The 23,086-nt window shown below is 67.1% G+C and carries 21 protein-coding genes; 14 read left to right on the plus strand and 7 right to left on the minus strand.

From position 1 onward, the window contains the following. Positions 1-385: 385 nt before the first annotated feature. Positions 386-2,503: a S9 family peptidase gene (locus ACZ9BC_RS02830; RefSeq protein ID WP_476244635.1), complete on the plus strand. Its 2,118-nt coding sequence runs from the start codon at positions 386-388 to the stop codon at positions 2,501-2,503. 265 nt (positions 2,504-2,768) lie between these two features. Here the strand turns inward: ACZ9BC_RS02830 and ACZ9BC_RS02835 are convergent, their stop codons facing one another. Further along, the gene (locus ACZ9BC_RS02835) at positions 2,769-4,244 is read right to left on the minus strand and encodes an amino acid permease (protein WP_476244636.1); all 1,476 of its coding nucleotides are present in this window, start codon (positions 4,242-4,244) and stop codon (positions 2,769-2,771) included. 254 nt (positions 4,245-4,498) lie between these two features. Between ACZ9BC_RS02835 and ACZ9BC_RS02840 the strand changes: the two genes are divergently transcribed. The 6 genes from ACZ9BC_RS02840 (at position 4,499) to ACZ9BC_RS02865 (ending at position 9,372) form a co-directional block, all read left to right on the plus strand. Beyond that, positions 4,499-5,008 carry an amino-acid N-acetyltransferase gene (locus tag ACZ9BC_RS02840; protein WP_476244637.1) on the plus strand — a complete coding sequence of 170 codons (510 nt, stop codon included), beginning with the start codon at positions 4,499-4,501 and terminating at the stop codon, positions 5,006-5,008. A gap of 160 nt (positions 5,009-5,168) precedes the next feature. Then, positions 5,169-6,584, plus strand: a complete 1,416-nt coding sequence (locus ACZ9BC_RS02845; protein ID WP_476244638.1) for an FAD-binding oxidoreductase — start codon at positions 5,169-5,171, stop codon at positions 6,582-6,584. 208 nt (positions 6,585-6,792) lie between these two features. Beyond that, positions 6,793-7,794 (plus strand): dihydroxyacetone kinase subunit DhaK, encoded by a 1,002-nt coding sequence (gene dhaK / locus ACZ9BC_RS02850; protein ID WP_476244639.1) that lies wholly within the window; start codon positions 6,793-6,795, stop codon positions 7,792-7,794. Between the two features lie 2 nt (positions 7,795-7,796). Continuing rightward, complete coding sequence (dhaL, locus tag ACZ9BC_RS02855; protein WP_476244833.1) at positions 7,797-8,429, plus strand: dihydroxyacetone kinase subunit DhaL; 633 nt, start codon at positions 7,797-7,799, stop codon at positions 8,427-8,429. Continuing rightward, a complete protein-coding gene (gene dhaM, locus ACZ9BC_RS02860) occupies positions 8,426-9,121 on the plus strand; it encodes a dihydroxyacetone kinase phosphoryl donor subunit DhaM (protein ID WP_476244640.1) in 696 nt (231 codons plus the stop codon). Before dhaL ends, dhaM begins: the two co-directional genes overlap by 4 nt. 56 nt (positions 9,122-9,177) lie before the next feature. Then, positions 9,178-9,372 (plus strand): hypothetical protein, encoded by a 195-nt coding sequence (locus tag ACZ9BC_RS02865; protein ID WP_476244641.1) that lies wholly within the window; start codon positions 9,178-9,180, stop codon positions 9,370-9,372. Positions 9,373-9,388: 16 nt separating this feature from the next. On the opposite strand, the gene ACZ9BC_RS02870 is transcribed toward ACZ9BC_RS02865, so the two are convergent. The 3 genes from ACZ9BC_RS02870 to ACZ9BC_RS02880 all read right to left on the minus strand — a co-directional run bounded on the left by ACZ9BC_RS02870 (position 9,389) and on the right by ACZ9BC_RS02880 (position 11,309). Beyond that, on the minus strand, positions 9,389-9,880 hold the full coding sequence (locus ACZ9BC_RS02870; protein WP_476244642.1) for a hypothetical protein: 492 nt from the start codon (positions 9,878-9,880) through the stop codon (positions 9,389-9,391). 110 nt (positions 9,881-9,990) lie between these two features. Continuing rightward, positions 9,991-10,422, minus strand: a complete 432-nt coding sequence (locus ACZ9BC_RS02875; protein ID WP_476244643.1) for a DUF3592 domain-containing protein — start codon at positions 10,420-10,422, stop codon at positions 9,991-9,993. A gap of 68 nt (positions 10,423-10,490) precedes the next feature. Continuing rightward, on the minus strand, positions 10,491-11,309 hold the full coding sequence (locus ACZ9BC_RS02880) for an HhH-GPD family protein (protein WP_476244834.1): 819 nt from the start codon (positions 11,307-11,309) through the stop codon (positions 10,491-10,493). A gap of 283 nt (positions 11,310-11,592) precedes the next feature. On the opposite strand from ACZ9BC_RS02880, the gene ACZ9BC_RS02885 reads away from it, so the two are divergent. Then, positions 11,593-12,279, plus strand: coding sequence for a hypothetical protein (locus tag ACZ9BC_RS02885; protein ID WP_476244644.1), 687 nt, complete (start codon positions 11,593-11,595; stop codon positions 12,277-12,279). Positions 12,280-12,303: 24 nt separating this feature from the next. Here ACZ9BC_RS02885 and disA read toward each other — a convergent pair whose 3' ends face one another. Next, on the minus strand, positions 12,304-13,380 hold the full coding sequence (gene disA, locus ACZ9BC_RS02890) for a DNA integrity scanning diadenylate cyclase DisA (RefSeq protein ID WP_476244645.1): 1,077 nt from the start codon (positions 13,378-13,380) through the stop codon (positions 12,304-12,306). 400 nt (positions 13,381-13,780) lie between these two features. Between disA and ACZ9BC_RS02895 the strand changes: the two genes are divergently transcribed. Next, positions 13,781-14,803, plus strand: coding sequence for a DUF808 domain-containing protein (locus tag ACZ9BC_RS02895; protein WP_476244646.1), 1,023 nt, complete (start codon positions 13,781-13,783; stop codon positions 14,801-14,803). Between the two features lie 27 nt (positions 14,804-14,830). On the opposite strand, the gene ACZ9BC_RS02900 is transcribed toward ACZ9BC_RS02895, so the two are convergent. Together ACZ9BC_RS02900 and ACZ9BC_RS02905 are read right to left on the minus strand one after the other, a co-directional pair. Then, positions 14,831-15,337, minus strand: a complete 507-nt coding sequence (locus ACZ9BC_RS02900; protein ID WP_476244647.1) for a 2'-5' RNA ligase family protein — start codon at positions 15,335-15,337, stop codon at positions 14,831-14,833. Positions 15,338-15,378: 41 nt separating this feature from the next. After that, complete coding sequence (locus ACZ9BC_RS02905; protein ID WP_476244648.1) at positions 15,379-15,615, minus strand: hypothetical protein; 237 nt, start codon at positions 15,613-15,615, stop codon at positions 15,379-15,381. Positions 15,616-15,884: 269 nt separating this feature from the next. Here ACZ9BC_RS02905 and ACZ9BC_RS02910 point away from each other — a divergent pair, with 269 nt between their 5' ends. The 5 genes from ACZ9BC_RS02910 (at position 15,885) to ACZ9BC_RS02930 (ending at position 23,045) form a co-directional block, all read left to right on the plus strand. Next, positions 15,885-17,498: a peptide chain release factor 3 gene (locus ACZ9BC_RS02910; protein ID WP_476244649.1), complete on the plus strand. Its 1,614-nt coding sequence runs from the start codon at positions 15,885-15,887 to the stop codon at positions 17,496-17,498. 6 nt (positions 17,499-17,504) lie between these two features. Next, entirely contained in the window at positions 17,505-18,734 is a 1,230-nt protein-coding gene (locus ACZ9BC_RS02915; protein WP_476244650.1) for a beta-ketoacyl-[acyl-carrier-protein] synthase family protein, read from the plus strand. Positions 18,735-18,892: 158 nt separating this feature from the next. After that, entirely contained in the window at positions 18,893-19,651 is a 759-nt protein-coding gene (locus tag ACZ9BC_RS02920; RefSeq protein WP_476244651.1) for a LamB/YcsF family protein, read from the plus strand. Beyond that, the gene (locus ACZ9BC_RS02925; protein ID WP_476244652.1) at positions 19,648-21,315 is read left to right on the plus strand and encodes a 5-oxoprolinase subunit B/C family protein; all 1,668 of its coding nucleotides are present in this window, start codon (positions 19,648-19,650) and stop codon (positions 21,313-21,315) included. The genes ACZ9BC_RS02920 and ACZ9BC_RS02925 overlap by 4 nt, the downstream gene beginning before the upstream one ends. Continuing rightward, on the plus strand, positions 21,312-23,045 hold the full coding sequence (locus tag ACZ9BC_RS02930) for an acetyl/propionyl/methylcrotonyl-CoA carboxylase subunit alpha (protein ID WP_476244653.1): 1,734 nt from the start codon (positions 21,312-21,314) through the stop codon (positions 23,043-23,045). The genes ACZ9BC_RS02925 and ACZ9BC_RS02930 overlap by 4 nt, the downstream gene beginning before the upstream one ends. The last annotated feature ends 41 nt before the right edge of the window (positions 23,046-23,086 follow it).

Below are 23,086 nucleotides of genomic sequence, written 5' to 3' on the forward strand. Positions count from 1 at the left end.
CGCTTTGACGGCGCCTACATAAATCCCTGATGCCCGGCACCTCGTGCGTCCCCACCCTCTGCAGGCATTGGATGGCGGCACAAGCGGCTTTGACCCGCATAACCGTTGCTGCCCAACACCGTTCAAGCGGGGCGGGGCCGCTCTTACGGAAAGCCTTTGATTGCGGATCGTTTCCCAAGCACAAGCGAAGGTGCCGGGGTCATTTGTGTAGCTTGCGTCAGAGCGACGGAGGAGCAGCAAGCGGCAAATGACGCCGGGGCCGGAGCGGACCCAGCCACAGGAATGCACCCAAGGCGGGGCGCCGGGGCCGGCGCGGACCCAGCCGCGGAGAGGCACGGAGCGTGGCGGTTGTGACGGAACGCACAACTCGGGTTGAATCAGGGGCATGGCTATCGAGAACCCGGTGATCCCGGACGAGCAACCTTTGACCCCTTTCCATGACCTTGACCATTACCTGTCCATCCCGCGGGTGAGTGGGCTGACCCTTAGCCCGGACGGCACCCGGCTGGTTACTACCGTGGCCACCCTGAACGGCAAAGGCACCGAGTACGCCACGGCGCTGTGGGAGCTGGACCCCGCGGGGCAGAAGCACGCCAGGCGAATCACGCGGAGCGCCAAGGGCGAGGCGGGTGCCGCCTTCGCTGCCAATGGCGATGTGTATTTCACCTCTGCCCGCCCCGATCCGGAGAACCCGGACGAGGATCCCGTCAGTGCCCTCTGGCTGCTCCCCGCCGACGGCGGCGAGGCACGGGTGGTTCTCAGCCGGCCCGGCGGTGTGGGGAGCGTGTTGACGGCAAGGAACGCCGACGCGGCATTCGTCACGGCGGAGATCCTGGCGGGTTCCGTTGATGAGGAAGATGACGCCCGCCGCCGCAAAGCCCGCAAGGACAATAAGGTCTCGGCTATCCTGCACAGCGAATATCCCGTGCGGTACTGGGACGCCGACCTTGGCCCCGGCCAGCCCCATATCTTCGCCGTCGAACCGGGCGAGGATAAGGCGGCCGGCAAGCCCGCAACAGTGGATGCCACCGCGCCCCTGGTCCTGCGCAACCTGACGCCCGTCGCCGGTCCCCGGCTACGGGAGGCGGAGACCGTCACCAGCCCCGACGGCCGGACCATCTTCACCAGCTACACCAAACCCCTAGCCCGGGCGGACAGCCGGTCCATCCTGGTGGCGGTGGACGTCGCTTCCGGCAACCACGAGGTGCTGCTGGACAGTGAAGGCATGAGTTATTTCCCGGGTCCCGTTAGCCCGGACGGCAGGACCCTGCTGGTCGTGAGCGAGAGCGACTCCACCCCGGGACGGGCCCCTGAGGTCAAGCTGCACCTGCTCGACATTTCCGGGAGTGCGGACGGGGCCAGCCTGGAGCCCCTGGCCCATGACTGGGACCGCTGGCCCAAACCCGCAGCCTGGTTGCCGGACGGTTCAGCCGTCCTGGTGACCGCGGACGACGACGGCGCGTCGCCGCTTTTCCGGATCAGCGTTCCGGCGGCTGCCGCGGAAGTGAGCGTCACCCGGGTGACGCAGGACGCCGCGGCATACACCGACGTCGTGGTTTCGCCGGAGGGCCGCAGTGCCTACGCGCTCCGCAGCTCGTATGAGTTCCCGCCGGAGGCGGTACGCATCAACCTCCAGACCGGGGAGACCACGAGGCTGCCGGCACCTGCGGAGCGGCCCGCCTGTGCGGGCAGGCTGGAGCGCATTGCCGCGACGGCTGCGGACGGTTCCCGTGTCCCCGCCTACCTTGCATTGCCGGAGGGTGCTTCAGCTGAAAGCCCGGCGCCGATGCTGCTCTGGATCCACGGCGGGCCGCTGGGCTCGTGGAACGCCTGGACCTGGCGCTGGAACCCGTGGTTGCTGACGGCCAGGGGCTATGCGGTGCTGCTGCCTGACCCGGCGCTGTCTACAGGCTACGGCCAGGCGTACATCCAGCGCGGCTGGGGCTCCTGGGGCAAGGCGCCTTTCACCGACCTCATGGCGGTGACGGATACCGCCGTCGGCCGTCCTGACGTCGACGCGGAGCGGATTGCGGCCATGGGTGGCTCGTTCGGCGGCTATTTGGCCAACTGGGTGGCGGGGCAAACAGACCGGTTCAGGGCCATCGTCACCCACGCCAGCCTGTGGGCCCTCGACCAGTTCGGTCCCACCACGGATGCCTCCCAATACTGGCTGAAGGAAATGACCGGGGAGATGGCCCTCGACAACTCGCCGCACCTGCACGTCGAAAAGATCAGCACCCCCATGCTGGTCATCCACGGGGACAAGGACTACCGGGTACCCATCGGGGAAGGACTCCGGCTCTGGTACGAGCTGCTGTCCAAATCCCAGCTCGCAGCAGACCAGGACGGCCAGACGCCCCACAGGTTCCTTTACTTCCCGGATGAGAACCACTGGGTCCTCCAGCCACAGCACGCCAAGGTCTGGTACGGCGTCGTAGAGCACTTCCTGGCCCGGCACGTCCTGGACCAGGATCTGCCTCTGCCCTCGGAACTCGGACTCTAGTCATCCTTCGGCTTAGTCCGGCTGCGTTTGGCTGGGTCCGGCTCGGAGGCTGGGACATTTACCGCGTGCTGCTCCTCCGTCGCTTTGACGCACGCTACATAAATGTCCCAGCCTCCTTCGCCTCGTGCGGAGCATCGCCGGCCAGAGGCGCGAGCTAAGTAGATGTCCCAGCCTCCTTCGCCGCGAGTGCCGCGACTCGCCGTACTCGCGGCGCACGCTACATATTGTCCCGGCCTTCTTTTCCTGGCCGCGCTGTTGGTCGGGGTTAGGGTGCGTCCACCGTTTCCTGTTCCGCGTCCTGGTCGTTCGGCCGGCCTTTTTGCTTGCGGCCGTACTTGTAGTGGAAGTAGGCGTAGCAGGCTGCCACGAAGGGGATGCCGAAGTAGAGGGCGGTGGCTTGGGTGGGGTCGAAGCCGATGCCTATCAGGGAGATCAGGCACAGGATGAATGCCACGATGGGCAGCAGCGGAAACAGTGGTGCTTTGTATGCGAGGTCTGCGGTGCGGCCTCCGGACCGCACAAAAGCACGGCGGTGGAAGAAGTGGGATGCCGTGATGGACATCCACACCCCCACCGTGGCGAACCCGGCGATCGACACCAGGACCAGGTACACGGTAGTGGGGGCCACCACGCTGCTCACCAGGGACGCCAGGCCGCCCAGCATACTGACGCACAGGGCAAGCATGGGAATTCCCCGTTTTGTCAGTTTCCCCAGCGCCTTGGGTGCATGTCCTTCATCCGCAAGGGAGAAAAGCATCCGCGCGCAGGAAAACAGGCCGCAGTTTCCGGCGGACAAAAGGGCGGTGATGATGACGAAATTCATGACGTCGGCGGCGTACGGAATGCCGAGCTGTGAGAAGACGGTGACAAAGGGGCTTGCCTCCAGCGAGGCGTCCTCGTAGGGAACCGTGCAGGCAATCACGGTAATGGCGCCAACGAAGAAAATCAGCAGCCGAATAACGGTGGTCCGCATCGCTTTGGGGATGTTGACGGCGGGATTGGCGGTTTCTCCGGCGGCAACGCCAATTAGCTCCGAACCGGAAAACGCGTAAAACACGGCAAGCGTGGTGATGAGGACGCCGGTAATTCCATTGGGAAACAGCCCCTGCGGGGTATTCAGGTTCTCGCCGAGGAAGGGGTAGGCATTTTCAGCCAGCGGATGGAAGCCAAACAACGCCGCCCCGCCCAGGACGATCAGCCCGATGACTGCGCTTACCTTGATCAGCGCAAACCAGAATTCGGATTCACCGAAGACCCGCGACGAAATTGCGTTCAGAGTGAACAGGACCGCGGCAAAAATAAAGCACCAGATCCAGACATCCACCTCCGGAAACCAGCGCTGCATCAAAAGTCCCGCAGCGGTGAATTCAGAGCCAAGGGCAACTGCCCAGCAGAGCCAGTAAAGCCACGCGGTGGCAAACCCGGTAGCGGGCCCAATGGACCTCGCCGCGTAGATGTGGAAAGCTCCGGACACAGGATAGGCAACGGCGAGTTCGCCCAGGCAGGCCATCACCATGTAGACCACGGCCGCCCCGATCAGGTACGCGATGATGGCGCCGAGCGGGCCGGCCTGGGCGATCGTGTAGCCGGAGCTGAGGAAGAGGCCGGAACCAATGACACCTCCCATCGCGATCATCACCAGGTGGCGGGCCTCCATGGAGCGCCGTAGGCCCCGTTTCTCGCTGTGCTCCTGGTCGTGCTTCGGTTGGGTGTCGGACAGGGTGGGGGAGCCTAAAGCCATTTTTCCTCCGGGGTGGGCATCATTGCCCATCGGCGTGACGGGGGTAACACCGGAAACACTCCTTGTTCGGCGTCCACCTGCGCAAACGCAACCGCGGCACATCTCAGAACTCTGTGCAGTTACCGCCGTATCCAGCCACTGAGCATAAGCGGAGCTTCAACTCGACCTCTCCATGAAGTACGACTGCTGGGTATCTTCACGGGCCGGCGCCGAGGAGAACGCAACCAGCGGTGCCGTCGAACTAGGATTGGCCTGTGACTGACTCCTTCCATATCCGGCCTGCCCGCACGAGTGATGTGTCCGCCATCAAGAAGCTGGTGGCGCCCCTGGCGGATCAGCGGATCCTGATGGCGAAGGAGACGGTGGCCTACTACGAAAGCCTGCAGGAGTTCCGGATTGCGGAGTCCAGTGACGGTGACGTCATCGGGTGCGGGGCGCTGCACGTCATGTGGGAGGACCTGGCGGAGGTGCGCACCCTGGCGGCCTCGGAGGACTGGCGCGGCAGGGGAGTGGGGCACGTGCTGGTGGAGAGCCTGCTGGACGAAGCCCGCGCCCTAGGCGTGGCACGCGTCTTCTGCCTGACCTTCGAGGTGGACTTCTTCAAACGCCACGGCTTCGAGGTCATGGCGGACCAGTCTGCGGTGGACCCGGAAGTGTACTCCGAGCTCCTCCGCTCTCACGACGAAGGCGTTGCCGAATTCCTGGACCTCGCCCGGGTCAAGCCGAACACCCTGGGCAACACCCGCATGATCCGGTCCCTCTAGAGCCCCGCGGGCCCCGTCCCGGGCCCAAGCGCGGGGTCGTCCGATCGTGCCTGGTGCTGTGCCGGATTATGGATGATTTTTCGGCTCTTCCTATCCATCCATTCGATGGATAAACTGGTTGAGGCTTGCTGGGGAGCAACCCAACTAGTGAAAGCCAGAAATGCAGAATCTCCCTACCCATACGGCAAAAACCGAACTGCAGCTCCTTGTCCGCGGGCTGGTTTATGCCCCCGGTGACCCTTCATACGAATCAGAAGCCGCAGCCTTTAATCTCGCTACCCGGCACAGGCCGGACCTGGTCCTGGCCGCAGTCAACGCCGATGACGTCGTGGCCGCGGTCAAGTGGGCTTCTGCCCGCAACATGTCCATTTCCGTCCAGTCCACGGGCCACGGCGCCGCGAACGCCATCACTGACGGCCTCCTTATCAGCACCCGCTTCATGCTGGAGCTATCCATCGATCCGGAGGAGCAGACTGCCCGCGTTGGGGCCGGCATCCGCTGGCGGGACGTCCTCCGCGCGGCTGCACCCTACGGGCTGACCGGCCTGCACGGTTCCACCACCGACGTCGGCGTAGTCGGTTACACCCTTGGCGGCGGGCTGCCGCTCCTGGGCCGCAAATACGGCTTCGCCTCGGACCATGTCCTGGCTTTTGACCTGGTCACGCCCGACGGCGAACTGCGGCGGGTGGACGCCGTCAGCGAGCCGCGGCTGTTTTCCCTGCTTCGCGGCGGCAAGGGCAACTTCGGCATCGTCACCGCAATGGAGTTCTCTCTCTTCCCGGCCGGCCAACTGTATGCCGGCGGCATTTTTTACGACGGTGTGCACGCCAAAGACGTCCTGGCCGGCTTCAGGAGCTGGACGCGGGACCTTCCGCTGGGGGCCTCTGCATCACTGGCCTTCCTGCGGCTGCCGGACATGGAAGAGGTGCCCGCCTTCCTGCGGGGCACGTTTGTGATGCACCTGCGGTTCGCCTGGCAGGGGAGTGAAGCGGAGGGTGCCGCCCTTGTTGCTCCCATGCGGGCCGCCGCGCCGGTTCTGGTGGACGCAGTGGGACCGCTTCCTTATGACAGGGTGGACGAAATCCACGCAGATCCGCAGCATCCCGTCCCCGTGCGCGAAGGCGGCATGCTCCTCAAAGGCTTTGGTCCCGGGCTCGAGGACGTCCTGCTTGACCTGGCCGGCCCGGACAGTCGAGCCCCGCTCCTGCTGACCGAAATCCGCCTGATGGGCGGCGCCCTGGCCGAACCCCTTGCCGGGGCCGCTGCCGGGGCGGATTGCCTGGGCAGCCGCGACGCCGGGCTCTCGTTCTTCACCGTCGGCATCATGGCGCCGCCCATCGCACACCTGGTTCCTGAAGCAATCGAGGCCGCCCGGGCGGCGCTGAAGCCCTACGGCACCGGCGGCACCCTTGTGAACCTGCACGGCCACCTCGCCTCCCCGGACCTTGCCGCCAGCGCCTGGCCTGAAGAAGCGCGGGGAAAAATTGCCGCGGCCAAGGCGGAGTTCGATCCAAAGAACCTCTTCCGCCACGGCCATGCAGTCCTCCCGGCGGTCCAGGAGGCCGCGGCGGCCTAACGGTGTCACGTATGGCAGGCATTGGCTTTATTCGAGTTGATGGATAAACTACTCGAGGCCGGGAATGGGGGGCCTCAGGAAAGGGACAGTCATTGGGGGCTGTCCCTTTGCTGCGTCTGCCTCCTACCAGCGGAAATCTACCGTCGCGTGGTGTGCCGGTAGTAGGGTCGAAGGGACACCCTCCAGGAACACGGCCAGGAGCACCGCCATGAAAAAGCTCATCAACGATCCCCGGTCTGTCGTCGAAGAATCTGTCCAGGGCTTTGGCCTGGCGCACGCCGGCCTGGTCACCGTCAGCACCGACCCCACGTACATCACCCGCAAGGACGCGCCGGTGAACCGGAAGGTAGGACTGGTCTCCGGAGGCGGCAGCGGCCATGAGCCGCTGCACGCCGGCTTCGTGGGGCAGGGAATGCTCGACGCCGCCGTGCCGGGGGCGGTGTTCACCTCACCGACGCCGGACCAGATCCTTCCCGCAACCCTCGCTGTGAACTCAGGGGCCGGCGTCGTGCATATCGTCAAGAACTACACCGGCGACGTGCTGAACTTCGAGACGGCTGCTGAACTGGCCGAAGCGGAAGGCGTCAGTGTCCGCACCGTCCTTGTCAACGATGACGTCGCCGTCGAGGATTCCCTGTACACGGCAGGGCGCCGCGGCGTGGGCGGAACGCTGCTGGTGGAGAAGATTGCCGGCGCCGCCGCCGAACGGGGCGACGACCTGGAATCCGTAGCCGGCATCGGTGAGCGCGTTAATGCGAACGTTGGCACTATGGGCGTGGCCCTCTCTGCCTGCACCGTTCCCCACGCCGGGTCACCCAGCTTTGACCTTGGCGAGGATGAGATAGAGATCGGGATCGGAATCCACGGGGAGCCGGGCCGGCACCGCATCCCTATGGAAAATGCGGACGGAATCACCGAGCGCCTGCTTGAGCCGGTCCTGGGTGACCTGAAAGTCCAGCCGGGCGACAAGGTGCTGCTCTTCGTCAACGGGATGGGCGGCACTCCGCTCAGCGAGCTGTATATCGTCTACCGGCGGGCTGCGCAGATCCTGGCAGACAGGGGAGCCGTGGTGGAACGCTCACTGGTGGGGAACTACATCACAGCCCTGGAGATGCAGGGCTGCTCCATCTCCGTCCTCCGGCTGGACGATGAACTGACCGAACTGTGGGACGCGCCCGTGCACACCGCAGCGCTCCGCTGGGGCGTGTAGCCGTGGTGCTGGATGTTGTGTGGGCAGTCAAATGGCTGACGCTGTGCGCCCAGGCCATGGCCGAGCACCGCGTTGAACTGATTGAGCTTGACCGCGCAATCGGCGACTCCGACCATGGCGAGAACATGGACCGCGGCTTCCAGGCCGTGCTTGACAAGCTGGCTGAAGCCGCGCCGGAAACACCCGGTGCGGCCCTGAAGCTGACGGCGATGACCCTGATGTCCAAGGTGGGCGGCGCGGCCGGGCCCCTTTACGGTACGGCGTTCCTCCGCGCGGCCACAGCACTGGGCGACTCCCTGGAGATCGAACCGGCGGCCTGGGCCGGCGCCCTGGCCGCTGCCCGGGACGGGATTGTGGCCAGGGGCAAGGCGGAGCCCGGGGACAAGACGATGGTGGATGCCTGGACGCCGGCAGCCGAGGCTGCCCGGGCCGCTGCCGAGTTCGGCGGGCCGGACGTGCTGACGGTTCTGGTGGCGGCGGCGGAGGCTGCCGAAGCCGGAGCTGCGGCCACCGATCCGCTGATGGCGCGGAAGGGCCGGGCCAGCTACCTGGGCGAGCGGAGCATCGGGCACCGGGACCCCGGGGCAGCGTCCACTGCGCTGATTCTTCGGGCTGCGGTGGGGGCGGCTGCGTGACCGTAAGCATTGTGGTGGTCTCCCATAGCGAAAAGATTGCCGACGGCGCCGTGGAACTCGCCGCCCAAATGGCGCCCGACGTCGTGATCATCGCAGCCGGCGGCACCAGCGACGGCAGGATCGGCACCAGCCTTGAGAAGGTGCTGGCCGCCCTGGACCAGGCCGCCGGCAGCGACGGCGCCGTGATCCTCACGGACCTGGGGTCGGCGGTCATGACGGCGGAGTCCGCCCTGGAGTTCGCGGACAACCCGGCCGGTGTGGTCCTGGCTGACGCGCCGCTGGTGGAGGGGCTGGTGGCAGCCGCCGTCGCGGCGCAGGGCGGAGCGGACCTCCAGGCGGTCAGGCGCGCTGCGGAGGCAGCGGGTGGTCCGCCGCGGCGTACCGACGTTCCGCCGCAGCAGGTAGTGGAGGAGGGCTCGGTCACCGGCCAGGGTCCGGCCTGCACCGGCGAGTTCGAACTCATCAACCAGGCCGGAATGCATGCGCGGCCGGCAGCGAAGATCGCCGGCGGGCTGTCCTCGCTGGACGCCGAGGTCACCATCAACGGGGTGGACGGCACTTCCATGACGTCGCTCATGACGCTCGCTGCCGGCAAGGGGTCCTTGCTGCATGTTGAAGCGTGGGGCGTGGACGCCGAACGGGCCGTGAACTACGTGGGCGGGCTGGTGCAGGCGGGTTTCGGCGAGCCGTAGGCAATTCCGCGCCGGCCGAATCGCCACATCGCGGTGTGTTCAGGGCATTTTTGGAGATGGCTGCGAATAAGCTCGATGCCATGGAACGGCTCCACCTTGACGACAACTCCCCCGAAATTGAAGTGCTGGACGGGCAGATGTCTGTGGAGGAGCTGCTCGCCGAACTGGGCCTCGACTGGGATGCCGAAGCTGCGGCTGCCGGTGCCGCGGGGGAAGCGGGACATCCCTTCAGCCAACCCGCACTGTTCTGAGCCAAGCCTTCCCGGGTCAGAACCGCTCGCTGAGGCCGGAGGCGTCCAGGGTCACTGATGCAGTGACGAACCTGCCGCACTGCTCCCCGAAGGGGTACTCACCGCGGGGCCGGAAATCAAGGGTGCGGACAGGCAGGGCCGTCCCGTCGGGGGCGGTTCCCGAAGCAGTTACCGTCATGGGCGATTCCGTCAGCGTCTCCAGCATCAGCGCCCCCACTTTGGTGCCGTCCGGCGAAGCGGTTGCGGAACAGACGCCGTCCGGGGTGCAGCCCTGGTCAATTGAGGCGCTCCCGGGATGCAGCTCCACGGCGGATTCCTTGCAGGTGCCGTCCTGGCATGCCTTGAGGTGGAGAGCGCCAACCTGCGGCGCATAGTCCGCCGCGACCGTTACGGAAACGGCCGTCGCCTGCGCGATGGCCGGGCACGGGACCGCGCCGGGGCCGGGCCCGCATCCCGAGGCGAGTCCCGCCGTCGTCATCAATGCCAAAAGCAGCCCCGGCTTGCGCATACTTCAGCGTAGGACCGGCCCGCGCAAGTGTTCCCCGGAGCGGCCAAACTGGTACCGGCATTGTTATGGCTGCAGGCCTGTCGACAGCCAAAAGGAGACCGAGCGCCGCGTCAGCCCACCGGGAAGATGCCGATGAACCAGAACAGGGCGATGGCAAAGACTGCAAAGAACGGGATCAGGCAGCCGAGCGTGGTCCGCGGGGCCGACGAAACCTGCAGCGATTCATTCGGGTTGGAGGGGTTGTAGGCCACCTCAATGAGCGAACCGGGAACGGGCTGGGTGGCAAGGGAGATCTCGGACTTGCCCATGAACAGGGTGCCGCGGGTGTCGGTGAACTGGTAGGTGGGGAAGAAGCGCCGGCTCCGGCTGGAGCCGCCGCCACCGCTTGTCCAGCCCGCAACGCTGCCGGTCACTGTAGCCTGCGCCTTCGGCCAGGCCGTCATGAGCTGTTCCTGGCGACTGGTCTTCCGCGCCGCGTGGATCAGTGCAAAGACGGCGCCGGCGACGAACAGCGCCCACTCGATGTACAGGATGATTTTCATGGCTTCCCCCGGCTTCGGTCACCAAGAAGTATGCCAGCTCAGGCATAATCGCACGTCAACCTGGCGGGTCAGGCAGGAAGCCGGTATCCGCCGTCGTGCATTTCGGCGAGTCCGTCCGCGAGCAGCCCCGACAGGGAACGTTCCAGCTGCTCGGGCGGCGGGTTTAGCCGGTGCAGGGCTGCCAGCGGCACGCCGATGCCTGCGGGCGCAAAGCCCAAGTCCGCGGGCTCATGGGTGAACATCTCTGCCGGCACAGGGGTTTCAGCCAGGCGCAGCACAGCGATCACGGCACCGCGGACCTGGCGGTCAGTGCCGTGCCATGCCTGGCCTTTGGGGACGTACGACGGCGGCGGCTCACCTGCCGCGAGCCACGCACAGGAGTCCTTCACCGGGCAGGCGGAACATTTGGGCGCACGCGCGGTGCAAACCAAGGCGCCCAGCTCCATGACCGCGGCATTCCAGCGCACGGACGTGCCGTCGTCGTCCGGCAAAAGGGAGGCGGCCAGGCGCATCTCCGCCGCGGTCAGCGCCGGGGCGGGAAGCGCGACGCCGGAAACCAGGCGTGCGTGAACGCGGCGGATGTTGGTGTCCACGACGGTCTCCCGGCGGCCGTAGGCGAACGCAGCGACGGCTGCGGCCGTGTAACTTCCCACGCCGGGAAGAGCCAGCAGTTCGGCGTAGGTGTCAGGGACCTTCCCTCCGTGGTCCTGGACGATGGCGCCTGCGGCCGCGTGCAGGCGAAGGGCCCGGCGGGGATATCCCAGCCTGCCCCAGGAACGGACCGCTTCACCGGCAGGTTCACCTGCCAGCCCTGCGGGTGTGGGCCAGCGTTTGAGCCATTCCTGCCAGACGGGCAGCACCCGGACCACGGGCGTCTGCTGCAGCATGATCTCGCTGACCAGCACGCCCCACGCAGAGCATGCGGGTCCGCGCCAGGGCAGGTCGCGGGCGGTTTCGGCGAACCAGCCGGTGATCCTGCTGTGCAGCTGCTGAAGCTCCACACCGTTTCCATGAAGTGTTGCGGGCGCGGCCGGAGGGGGAGTCTTAGTGTCGATGCCAACACTGTAATGGATGTGTTCCGGGAGCCTGAAAAGCGGATGTGACCAGAGCAATGGAGGCCCGGCGGCGTGGTGGCCAGGCAGAACCGGTGCGCTTCTCTAGCCTAGGAGGATGGGCAGGCAAGGGGATTCATCAACGCGCGGCAAAGCATCGGCATCCGGTTCCAGCAGCGTTCGGAAGGCCAGCCCTGCCGTTTACCGCCGCCGCCGGCTGTTCGCGGGCGGCGCGCTGCTGATGGTCATCGCCCTGGTGGTAAGCGGGTTCGCCCTGGCCGGCGTATTCTCCGGGTCCGAACAGGCCTCGTCCACGGATCGCGCGGGCAGCCCTGCCGTTTCCGAGTCGCCAACCGCCACGCCTGAACCGTCCGCCTCCGCTCCGTCCGCCACACCCACGCCTTCCCCTACGCCCACCTGCAACCAGAACCTGGTAACGGTCTCCGCCTCCACGGACAAGGCCGCGTACGGTCCGGAGGAAAACCCCATGCTGACACTGAAGGTGACCAACGGCGGCACCATGCCGTGCCAGGTCAACATCGGGACCTCCCAGATGGAATTCCTGGTGACCAGCGGCCCGGACCGGGTCTTCTCGTCACGGGACTGCCAGGCCACCAGCGAGGACCTCGTGAAGACCATCGCGCCCGGCGCGAGCGAGACGGCCAACTTTCCGTGGTCCCGGAACCGGACAGTGGAGGGCTGCCAGGCGGTGGAGTCCAAGCCCGGCACCGGCGGGGCGTACTACATCTTCACCGCGAAGCTCGGTTCGAAGGCCAGCCCCAAGGCTGTTTTCCAACTGAACTAGTCTCTGGGAGGCTCCTGGGGGCTTCTAGAGGAAGCGGTCCAGCAGGCTTGCCTCAGCCATGCGGCTCAGGCCTTCGCGGACTGTCCGGGCGCGTTGGTCGCCGATTCCGTCCACGGTCATGAGGTCGTCGATGGTGGCGGCCATCAGGAACTGCAGGCCGCCAAAGTGGTCCACCAGGCGGTCGGCGACGGCCTTGGGTACTGCCTTCAGGCCGGACAGGAGGCGGTAGCCGCGGGGCTGGACGACGGCGTCGAGGTTGGCTTCACCGCCGGCAAAGCCAACAATCCCGGAGATTTTGCCGAGGTCGATCAGCTCGGTGGGGCCGAGGTTCACCAGCTCGTTGACGGCCTTTTCGATGTCCTCGGCGGAGGCGTCCGGGCTGGCATAGTCGCGGATGATGACGTCGCTGCCCGGTCCGCGGCCTACGGTCAGTTCGTCAAGCTGCAGCGACAGTAGGCGGCCGTCCTCGCCGAGTTCCAGGACGTACTGGGATATTTCCTCCGAGATGCGGCGGACCATTTCCTGCCGCTGCAGTGTGACGGCGACGTCCCGTACGGTGACCATTGCTTCGATCTCGAGGGCCGAGAGCGAGCTGGTGACCTGGTCCAGGCGGGAGCGGTAGCGTTCCAAAGTTGCCAGTGCCTGGTTGGCGCGGGCCAGGACCTTTTCCGAGCCTTCCAGCACGTGGCGCAGGCCGTTGACGTAGAGGGCGATGATCTGCATGGACTGGCTGACCGAGATCACGGGAACGCCGGTCTGGATTGCCACGCGTTCCGCGGTGCGGTGCCGGGTGCCGGATTCCTGCGTTTCGATGCTTGAGTCCGGGACAAGCTGGACGGCGGCGCGGAGGATGTTTCCGGCGTCTTTGTCGCAGATGATGGCGCCGTCCATCTTGGCGAGTTCGCGGAGGCGGGTGGGGGAGAAGTCGATGCCGATATCGAACCCGCCGGAACAGATGGAGTCGATGGTCCGGTCCGAGCCCAGGACAATCAGCGCGCCGGTCCGCCCCCGCAGGATCCGCTCGAGGCCGTCACGGAGGGGGGTTCCGGGTGCCACCCTGCCCAGAGTTGCCCTGAGTGACTCTTCGGGGCTCCGCGCCATAGGTGTTCCCTTCAAAGGTGCGGACCGCCGCCCGCAAGAATGCCGGCTTTATTGGATGGCCGGCAGGATCTGAAAATGCTCAGTTTCCCGCAAGCTCAATGATAGGGGTAAGAAACCCCAACTTCCGCACGGGCAAGCCCCAAAGTGCCCCATTAGGGGCTGTTGCGGAAGCCGCTGGAAGCGCGTTCCGCGGCGGGTGCCCGAAAGGCACTTTGGCTTGGACCTGCTTCCGGACGGAGAAGCGGGTCGGGTGCCGCCGGGCGCTGGCACCCTCCCTGTTAACGCTCCTGCTCTCACCCACGGGAGTCCCGCCGTCATATACTCCAAACATGCCAAACACGCGCCTGAACCGACGCATCTCCGCCCAGCCGTCCGCCGTCGCGCAGCACGGGGACCTCCTGTGAGCGGCGGTCTCGTCGCCCTGCTGGACGACGTCGCAGCCCTGGCCCGCATCGCGGCAGCCTCGGTGGACGACGTCGCGGCCGGCGCCGCCAAGGCAGGCGCCAAAGCCGCCGGCGTGGTGATCGACGACGCCGCTGTCACACCGCAGTACGTGTCCGGGAGGGACCCGTCCCGCGAACTTCCCATGATCAAGAAGATCTTCTGGGGCTCACTGCGGAACAAGCTGCTCATCATCCTGCCGGCACTGCTGCTGGTGAGCGCCTTCGTCCCCTGGGCAATCCCGTTCATCCTGATGCTGGGCGGCACCTACCTCTGCTACGAGGGTGCCGAAAAGGTCTGGCACAAGCTCCGCGGCCACCACACCGCCGACGAGGATGCACCGGCGGTGGACCGCGGACCGGGCGCGGAAGCCAAGGTGGTCAAGGGCGCCATCACCACCGACTTCATCCTGTCCTGCGAAATCATGGTCATCTCGATGAACGAGGTGGCCGATGAATCCCTGTGGGTCCGGGCGCTCATCCTGGTAGTGGTGGCACTGGTCATCACGGTGCTGGTTTACGGTGCCGTTGCCCTCATCGTCAAGATGGACGACATCGGCCTCCATCTGACCACCAAGGACTCTGCCGGCTCCAAGCGTTTTGGCGAGCTGCTCGTCAAGGGGATGCCCGCCGTTCTGGCCGGGATCACGTTTGTGGGGACGATCGCCATGCTGTGGGTGGGCGGCCACATCATGCTGCAGGGTGCACACGACCTTGGCTGGCACGCCCCTTACGACCTGGTCCATGTCCTGGAGAAGCCCTTCGCCGGCATCGCCGTGGTTGGCGGCTTCCTGGCGTGGCTTGTGAACACCCTGTGCTCGGCCGTCGTCGGCCTGGCCTGGGGCCTCGTCGTCATGGCTGTTGTGCACCCCCTGCTGAAAGCGCTGCCCATTGGCAAGAAAAAGGGCGGGCACGAGGAGGGCGACATCCGCGCCGAACTCGCCGGCTACAAGCCGGCGAAACCTCACGATCCCGCCTCTTAGGCTCTGGTCGGTACGCCCAAGCCAGACCTAGGGGTGGCTTCCCAGTGACGTGACCGTTTTGGTGCCGCTGTCCCACAGCCTGGCGTTGGTGCATTCGCCCTCCAACCGCAGGTCCAGAAGTTCCGCTGCCCTGCCGAGCAGGTGGTGCGGGACGCGGCGGGCGAGGGTGACGTGCGGTGTCCAGGCATCGGGACGGGTGAGGGGTACGGCTCCAGCCGCCGCCTCATGCACCAGGCGATGCAGTTCCAGAAGCTGCCGGGTCAGCACGATGGAGCGGGAGAGAACGTACTTTCCCGGACCGCCGGGAAAAACGAGGACACCGGAAAACTCAACAGGAACCGGCAGCATCTGCAGAAACTCCTGGCCTTCGCCGGAAAGCTGCAGGCCGGCACCCGCCGCGAGGGTGATGTGCGGGCGGTTGCTGGGGGCCGTGTGGGCAGCAAGGCTGGGCACGTCCGCCTCGGCGAGCCTGGCCCAGTCGGACCTGATGCGGGCGTCCGTATCGTCGTCGAAGGTCAACTCGATACTGCGCATGCACCCATCATGCCGCTACAGGCCATAAACACCAGGAAGCGTCACCGGGAGCGTGTGCGCTCCCGCACCATCCGTTCCAGGTCCCTGCTGACTTTCACAAGGGATGCGGCGCGGAGCGCCTTCTGTTCGGCCAGCGTCTGCGTCCCGCGCCGCGGGGGCATGCTGCCTGCGCCCTCAGCAGGTCCGCTGCCGCGCACACCGGCGCCACCTCCGGGTGCTGCCAGCCCGCCCGCAAGGGGATCAAAAAAGAGGTTGCCCGAAAAAGAGATACCGTGCACGGCTGATCAGTTCCTTCCCCCGCGGGATGTGCAACTGCCGCGGAAGGCATTGCCAAGCGTCATCATGCGGCCACGGTAGCGGGGGCTCATTTCGCGGCTTTGAACTGCTGGTTTCGGCGGCGTTAAGCGGGACCGTTGGGATTTGCCGCCCTGCGATAAACTGGAACTTGGCTTTCCGCCAGCCCGTTTCCCGGCCCCGGGCCCCAGCGCCCCGGTGCGCAGTGCCTGAAAGGCGCCCGGGCAGTCCCACCCGCAGCGAAAGTAGCACCGTGTCCCAAGATGTCCTGACCCCCGCCCGGATCTCGGCGATTCACAAAGAGGCAGGCCGCCGTCGGACCTTTGCTGTCATCTCGCACCCTGACGCCGGCAAGTCCACGCTGACCGAGGCGCTCGCACTGCACGCCAAGGTGATCGGCACTGCCGGCGCATCCAGCGGCAAGGCGAACCGCAAGGAGACCGTCTCGGACTGGATGCAGATGGAGAAGGACCGTGGCATTTCCATCAGCTCGGCCGCCCTGCAGTTCTCCTACCGGGACACCGTTATCAACCTGCTGGACACCCCCGGCCACGCGGACTTCTCCGAAGACACCTACCGCGTGCTCGCCGCCGTGGACTGCGCCGTGATGCTGGTGGACGCCGCCAAGGGCCTGGAAACCCAGACCATGAAGCTGTTCGAGGTCTGCAAGCAGCGCAACCTTCCCATCATCACCGTCATCAACAAGTGGGACCGTCCCGGCCTCGACGCCCTGGCCCTGATGGACGAGATCACCGAGCGCACTGGCCTGCAGCCCATGCCCCTGACCTGGGCGGTGGGCATCTCCGGCGATTTCCGAGGCGTCTGGGACCTGCGCAATGACCGCTTCGCCCGGTTCCAGCGCAACAACGCCGGCGCGCAGATCGCCATCACGGAATACTTCACCCCGGAGGAAGCGGCGGAAAGCCAGGGCAGCAACTGGTCGGACGCCGTGGACGAGGCCGGCCTGGTGATCGAATCGAACCTGGAGTTCGACGTCGAGAGCTTCCACGCCGGCAAGGCCACACCCATCCTGTTCAGCTCCGCCGCGCTCAACTTCGGCGTCAAGGAACTGCTGGACGCGCTGGTGGACTTCGCCCCGCCCGCAGCACCCCGCCCGGACGTGGAAGGCATGCCAAGGCCTGTCGAATCACCGTTCTCCGGCTTTGTCTTCAAGGTCCAGGCCGGCATGAACAAGGCCCACCGCGACCATGTGGCCTTCATCCGCGTCTGCTCCGGCGTCTTCGAGCGCGGCATGGTGGTCACCCAGACCCGCACCGGCAAATCCTTCGCCACAAAGTACGCCCAGCAGGTGTTCGGCCGGGAACGCGAAGTCATCGACGAGGCATACCCCGGCGACGTGGTGGGCCTGGTCAACGCCTCCTCCCTGCGCGTCGGCGACAGCCTGTTTTTGGAAGAACCGGTGGAGTACCCCGCCATCCCGTTGTTCGCTCCCGAGCACTTCCAGGTTGCGCGCTCCAAGGACCCCAGCAAGTTCAAGCAGTTCCGCCGCGGCATCGAACAGCTTGAGCACGAGGGCGTCATCCAGGTGCTCCGCTCCGACGTCCGCGGCGACCAGGCCCCGGTGCTTGCCGCCGTCGGCCCCATGCAGTTCGAAGTGGTGGAGGACCGCATGGCCCACGACTTCAGCGCCCCCATGCGCCTGGAGCGCCTGCCCTACTCGCTGGCCAGGATTTCGACGGCGGATGCCATGCCGGCGCTTGCAAACGTCCCGGGCGCGGAGGTGCTTTTGCGGTCCGACGGCGAATACCTCGCCCTGTTCAACGACGTCTGGGCACTGCGGCGGATCGAAAAGAACCATCCGGACCTCACCCTGGTGCCCATCGGCACCCACAACCCCGCGAAGTAGGGCGACATGACAGCATCACAACCACGCGCGCTGGTCACCGGTGCCGGGACCATCAACCCGCTCGGATCGTCGGTGGCCGAAACCTGGACGGCCCTCCTGACCGGGCAGTCCGGCATCGCGGCCCTGGAGGAGGAGTGGGCTGAGCAGCTGCCCGTCAAGATCGCCGGCCAGGCGCCCGCCGACCTTTCGGAGCACCTGAGCACCCGCGAGATCAAGCGGATGGACCGCTGCGGCCAGCTCGCGCTCATTGCCGCGCGGGAAGCGTGGAAGCAAGCCGGCGCCCCTGAGGTGGACCCGGAACGCTTCGCCGTGGTGATCGGCTCCGCGTACGGCGGGCTGGGCTCCACCCTGGAACAGGACAGGACCCTGGCCGAATCCGGGCCCCGCAAGGTGTCTCCCCATACCCTGACCCGGCTCATGGTCAACGGCCCCGCGGCCTGGGTGTCCATCGACCTTGGCGCCCGCGGTGGCGCCCGCACGCCCGTCAGCGCCTGCGCGTCCGGCGCCGAGGCGATTGTCCAGGCAGCCGAGATGATCCGCTCCGGCGCTGCCGACGTCGTGATCGCCGGCGGCGTTGACGCCTCCGTCAACGACCTGGTGATCACCGGCTTCTCCCAGATCCGCGCACTGTCCACCCGCTCCGACGATCCACAGCGGGCCTCGCGCCCGTTCGACGGCGGCCGGGACGGCTTTGTGCTCGCGGAAGGCGCCGGCGTGGTGGTGCTGGAAAGCGAAGAGCACGCCCGCGCCCGCGGCGCCTTGGTGCTCGGGGCCGTGGCCGGCGGCGCGGTAACCTCCGACGCGAACGACATCGTCGCGGCAGACCCCGCCATGCAGCGGCGCGTGATGCAGAAGGCGCTGGAATCGGCCGGCATGCAGCCTGCGGACATCGGCTTCGTCCACGCCCACGCCACTTCCACCCCTGTCGGGGACCGGCTCGAAGGTCAGGCCATCAACGCGATCTTCGGCGCGGACGTGCCGGTGACCTCCACCAAGGGGCACACCGGCCACCTGCTGGGCGGCGCCGGCGCGCTGGCCGCCGTCGTTGTGCTTGAAGCCCTGCGCACCGGCCAGCTTCCGGGCACCCTGAACGTTGAGGCGCAGGACCCCGAAGTGGACCTGAACGTCATCACCGAGGAAGCGCACGCCCTGCCGGCGGGAAATCCCCGGGCCGGCCTGGTGAACGCCTTCGGCTTCGGCGGCCACAGCGTCGCTTTGGTGATCACCGGGGAGTAAGCACAGCAACGCGGGGTCACTACGGGCCCAATCCGGGGTGCGGATTGGGCCGTAAGTGACCCCGCCTTGCTTTAACCAGACTGCGATAAAAAGATTGTTGAACAATCTTGGTTCGTAAGGCATGATGGATGAAGAATCCAACCTGAGACGAGGGTCACATGCCTTTCATCGATCTGAACAGCGACGTCGGGGAATCCTTCGGCAACTGGACCATGGGTGACGATGCCGCCGTCTTCCGCCACGTGACCAGCGCCAACGTTGCCTGCGGCTTCCATGCCGGCGATCCCTCCACTATCGCCCGCACCTGCCGGGACGCTGTGGCCGCCGGCGTCACCATCGGCGCGCACGTGGGCTACCGCGACCTGGCAGGCTTCGGCCGCCGCTTCCTTGACTGCTCCGCCAACGAACTGGCCGACGACGTGCTGTACCAGCTTGGTGCGCTGCAGGCGCTTGCCCGGGCAGCCGGCGCGGAGGTCAAGTACGTCAAACCCCACGGCGCCCTCTACAACACCATCGTGCACCACGAGGTCCACGCTCAGGCCGTGGTGGACGCCGTACACGCCTTCAACCCGGACCTGCCGCTGCTGCTCCTGCCGGGAGCCGTTGCCGCGAAAAAGGCGGGGGCCCGCGGCCTGACGGCCCTGTCCGAAGCCTTCGCGGACCGCGCTTACAACCCCGACGGAACCTTGGTGTCCCGCCGCGAGGAAGGCGCCGTGCTGCACGACCACGACGCCATCACCGGCAACATGGTCCGGCTCGCCACCGAGGGCACCATCATTGCCCGCGACGGATCCCTGCTGCAGGTCCAGGCGGACAGCATCTGCGTCCACGGCGACACCGCGGGGGCGGTTGCCATGGCCGGAGCCGTGCGGACCGGCCTCGAGGACGCCGGCGTCACTGTGCGGAGCTTTGTATGAGCATCACCGGTATCCGTTGGGCCGGCCCCCGTGCGGTCCTCGTGGAGCTGACCGACCTCGCATCGGTCCTTGCGCTGCACCACCGGCTGGAGGCCGAACCCCTTCCCGGCCAGCTCGATGCCATCGCCGGGGCCGCCACCGTGCTGGTCAAGTTTGCTTCCCGGTTCCACACGGGCGCCGCCCGCGAACTGCTTCCGCACCTTGACCTCACGGCCCGCCACCACGGCACCGGCAACGAGGTTACCATCGAAGTGGTGTACGACGGCGAAGACCTCGCCGAAGTGGGCCGGCTTACCGGGCTGGGCGCTGACGGCGTGATTGCCGCCCACACCGGGCAGGCATGGACCGGGGCGTTCGGCGGCTTTGCCCCGGGCTTCACCTACCTGGTGGGCGAGAACGACTCGCTCAACGTGCCCCGCCGCAGCTCGCCCCGCACCGCGGTTCCCGCCGGTTCGGTGGCGCTTGGCGGCGCATTCTCCGCCGTCTACCCGCGGCAGTCCCCGGGCGGCTGGCAGCTCCTCGGCCACACCAGCGCGGTGATGTGGGACCTGGGCCGGGAGTCCCCGGCACTGGTCCGCCCGGGCGATACAGTCCGTTACGTCGCGGTGCGGGAGTCTGTGGCAGTGCCCTCAGTTGAAGGGGCAGAGCAGGCACCGGTCGAGGACCCAAGCTCCGGCTCCGGGCTCACCGTCCAGGCCCCGGGGCTCCAGTCCCTGGTGCAGGACCTGGGCCGGCCCGGTTTCGGGGACCTTGGCGTCTCCGTATCCGGCGCCGCCGACCACCGATCAACCCGCCAGGCGAACCGGCTGGCAGGCAATGAGCCGGATGCCGCCGTCGTCGAAAACCTCCTCGGCGGGCTCACCGTGCAGGCGCAGGGAGACCAGGTGCTGGCTGTTGCCGGCGCACCGGCAGTCCTGGAAATCCGCGACGAACACCGCACGCTCCTGCGGCACCCCGCCATGCACACACCCTTTGCCCTGCTCGACGGCGAGACCCTCACCGTCGGTGCGCCCGGCGCCGGCGTCCGGACCTACCTGGCCGTGCGCGGCGGGTTCGCTGTTCCCCCGGTCCTGGGCAGCCGTTCCAGCGATTCGATGTCCGGCATCGGACCCGCCCCGCTGGCGGCGGGCAGTTTCCTGCCCGTCGCTCCGGTAACAGGAGTCCGGCCGGTGGGAATAGCGGAGGACGGCATGCTGGACGCAGGGTCGTCCACCACTACCCTGCGGGTGACCCTGGGCCCCCGTGATGACTGGTTCGACGCCGAAGCCATCGCCCTCCTCACCGGCCAGCAGTGGCTGGTCACCGAGCAGTCCAACCGGATCGGTGTCCGGCTCGCCCCGCCGGAGGAGGGCCGCGCCCTGGCACGCGCCCGGGACGGCGAACTGCCCAGTGAAGGAACGGTGGCCGGGGCACTGCAGATGCCGCCCAACGGACACCCGGTCCTGTTCCTGGCCGACCACCCGGTGACCGGCGGCTACCCGGTGATCGCCGTCGTCGTGCCCGAAGACCTGCCCCTGGCTGCCCAGCTGCCGCCCGGGCAGCACGTCGAGTTCACCATTGTGGACCCCCGCACCCTGGCGCCCGTTGGCGACGCAGCAGCCCGCCAGGAAACCCCCCGTGAATCAGCCGTAGGCGCCACCACGTTTGAAGGAAGCCAGCCATGAAAAAAGTCCTGATTGCCAACCGTGGCGAAATCGCAGTGCGGATTGCCCGGGCGTGCTCGGACTCCGGGCTCGAGTCCGTGGCCGTCTACTCCGACCCGGACGCCGACAGCCTGCACGTGCGGCTCGCTGACGAGGCCTACGCCCTGGGCGGCACCTCCAGCGCGGAAACGTACCTGGACATCGCCAAGCTCCTGGACGCCGCCCGGCGCTCAGGCGCGGACGCCATCCACCCCGGCTACGGCTTCCTCTCCGAGAACGCGGACTTTGCCGAAGCCGTCATCAATGCCGGCCTGGCCTGGGTGGGTCCGTCGCCCGATTCGATCCGTGCCCTGGGCAATAAGGTGACTGCCCGGGAGATCGCCGTCCGGGCCGGCGCGCCGCTTGTGCCCGGCAGCGACGGACCCGTAGCCAATGCCGAGGAAGTGCTGGCCTTCGCCCGGGAATACGGCCTGCCGGTGGCCATCAAGGCCGCGTTCGGCGGTGGTGGCCGGGGACTGAAGGTGGCCCGGCGGATGGAGGACGTGGAGGACGCGTTCGATTCGGCGGTCCGTGAATCCACCGTGGCATTCGGCCGCGGCGAGTGCTTCGTGGAGCGGTTCCTGGACCAGCCCCGGCACGTCGAAGCGCAGGTCCTGGCCGATACCCACGGCAACGTGGTGGTGCTGGGAACCCGCGACTGTTCACTGCAGCGCCGCAATCAGAAGCTCGTGGAGGAGGCTCCCGCACCGTTCCTCACACCCGAGCAGCGCTCGCTGATCCACGAATCCGCCAAGGCGATCTGCCGGGAAGCGGACTACCATGGCGCCGGGACGGTCGAGTTCCTGGTGGGCAAGGACGGGATCATCTCCTTCCTGGAGGTGAACACCCGCCTGCAGGTGGAGCATCCCATTACCGAAGAAACCTCCGGCGTGGACCTGGTCCGCGAGCAGTTCCGCATCGCCGCCGGCGGCGTCCTGGGGATCACGTCCGACCCGGAGCCGCGCGGCCACGCCATCGAGTTCCGGCTCAATGCCGAGGACCCCGCCCGCGGCTTCCTCCCCGGCCCGGGCACCATTGAGGCCTTTGAACCACCCACCGGCGCCGGCATCCGCGTCGACTCCGGCGTCCGGTCCGGCTCGGTGGTCCCGGGTGAATATGATTCCCTGCTCGCCAAGCTCATCGTCCACGGCGAGGACCGGCCGCAGGCGCTCCGCCGTGCCGCCGCAGCGCTCGAGGAGATGCGCATCGTGGGGCTGCCCACCGTCCTTCCGTTCCACCGTGCGGTGGTCCGCCATCCCGCCTTCACCGCCGAGCAGGGCCTGGGCGTGCACACCACCTGGATCGAGAATGAATTCGCCGAGCAGCTGGCGGCCTCTCCCGAAATTGCCCGCACCCAGCCCGGTGCCGCCCGCAGGACCTTCACCGTGGAGCTGGACGGCAAGGCCGTGCAGCTCGGGTTGCCGGCCAAACTGTACGAAGCCCTGCTCAGCGGAGGCGGCGGCGCAGGCCACTCCTCCGCGGCAGCCGAGGAAGAGGACGACGCCGAACTCGCCTCACCAATGTCAGGTTCCCTGGTGAAGTGGGTGGCCGAGGATGGCGAACACGTTGAGGCCGGCCAGCCGGTGGCCGTGCTGGAGGCGATGAAGATGGAAACCGTAGTGCCCGCCCACCGCAGCGGCACCCTGGCGCGGGGCCCTCAGGAGCCCGGCACCGCCGTCGGCCGCGGCGACGTCCTCTGCCGGATCGCATAGCGGCCGCCTGAACCGGGGAAGGCCAATCTTTCGATAGATTG

The sequence above is a fragment of the Pseudarthrobacter sp. TE3704 genome, from assembly GCF_056279405.1.

Bases quoted from the DNA above. Each gene is read 5' to 3' on its own strand.
- ACZ9BC_RS02845 (WP_476244638.1), top strand. From the start codon at position 5,169: ATGCAGAATCTCCCTACCCATACGGCAAAAACCGAACTGCAGCTCCTT.
- dhaK (WP_476244639.1), top strand. From the start codon at position 6,793: ATGAAAAAGCTCATCAACGATCCCCGGTCTGTCGTCGAAGAATCTGTC.
- disA (WP_476244645.1), bottom strand. From the start codon at position 13,380: ATGGCGCGGAGCCCCGAAGAGTCACTCAGGGCAACTCTGGGCAGGGTG.
- ACZ9BC_RS02925 (WP_476244652.1), top strand. From the start codon at position 19,648: ATGAGCATCACCGGTATCCGTTGGGCCGGCCCCCGTGCGGTCCTCGTG.
- ACZ9BC_RS02920 (WP_476244651.1), top strand. From the start codon at position 18,893: ATGCCTTTCATCGATCTGAACAGCGACGTCGGGGAATCCTTCGGCAAC.
- ACZ9BC_RS02865 (WP_476244641.1), top strand. From the start codon at position 9,178: ATGGCTGCGAATAAGCTCGATGCCATGGAACGGCTCCACCTTGACGAC.
- ACZ9BC_RS02930 (WP_476244653.1), top strand. From the start codon at position 21,312: ATGAAAAAAGTCCTGATTGCCAACCGTGGCGAAATCGCAGTGCGGATT.
- ACZ9BC_RS02885 (WP_476244644.1), top strand. From the start codon at position 11,593: ATGGGCAGGCAAGGGGATTCATCAACGCGCGGCAAAGCATCGGCATCC.
- ACZ9BC_RS02900 (WP_476244647.1), bottom strand. From the start codon at position 15,337: ATGCGCAGTATCGAGTTGACCTTCGACGACGATACGGACGCCCGCATC.
- ACZ9BC_RS02835 (WP_476244636.1), bottom strand. From the start codon at position 4,244: ATGGCTTTAGGCTCCCCCACCCTGTCCGACACCCAACCGAAGCACGAC.
- ACZ9BC_RS02870 (WP_476244642.1), bottom strand. From the start codon at position 9,880: ATGCGCAAGCCGGGGCTGCTTTTGGCATTGATGACGACGGCGGGACTC.
- ACZ9BC_RS02875 (WP_476244643.1), bottom strand. From the start codon at position 10,422: ATGAAAATCATCCTGTACATCGAGTGGGCGCTGTTCGTCGCCGGCGCC.
- ACZ9BC_RS02915 (WP_476244650.1), top strand. From the start codon at position 17,505: ATGACAGCATCACAACCACGCGCGCTGGTCACCGGTGCCGGGACCATC.
- ACZ9BC_RS02880 (WP_476244834.1), bottom strand. From the start codon at position 11,309: ATGCTGCAGCAGACGCCCGTGGTCCGGGTGCTGCCCGTCTGGCAGGAA.
- ACZ9BC_RS02830 (WP_476244635.1), top strand. From the start codon at position 386: ATGGCTATCGAGAACCCGGTGATCCCGGACGAGCAACCTTTGACCCCT.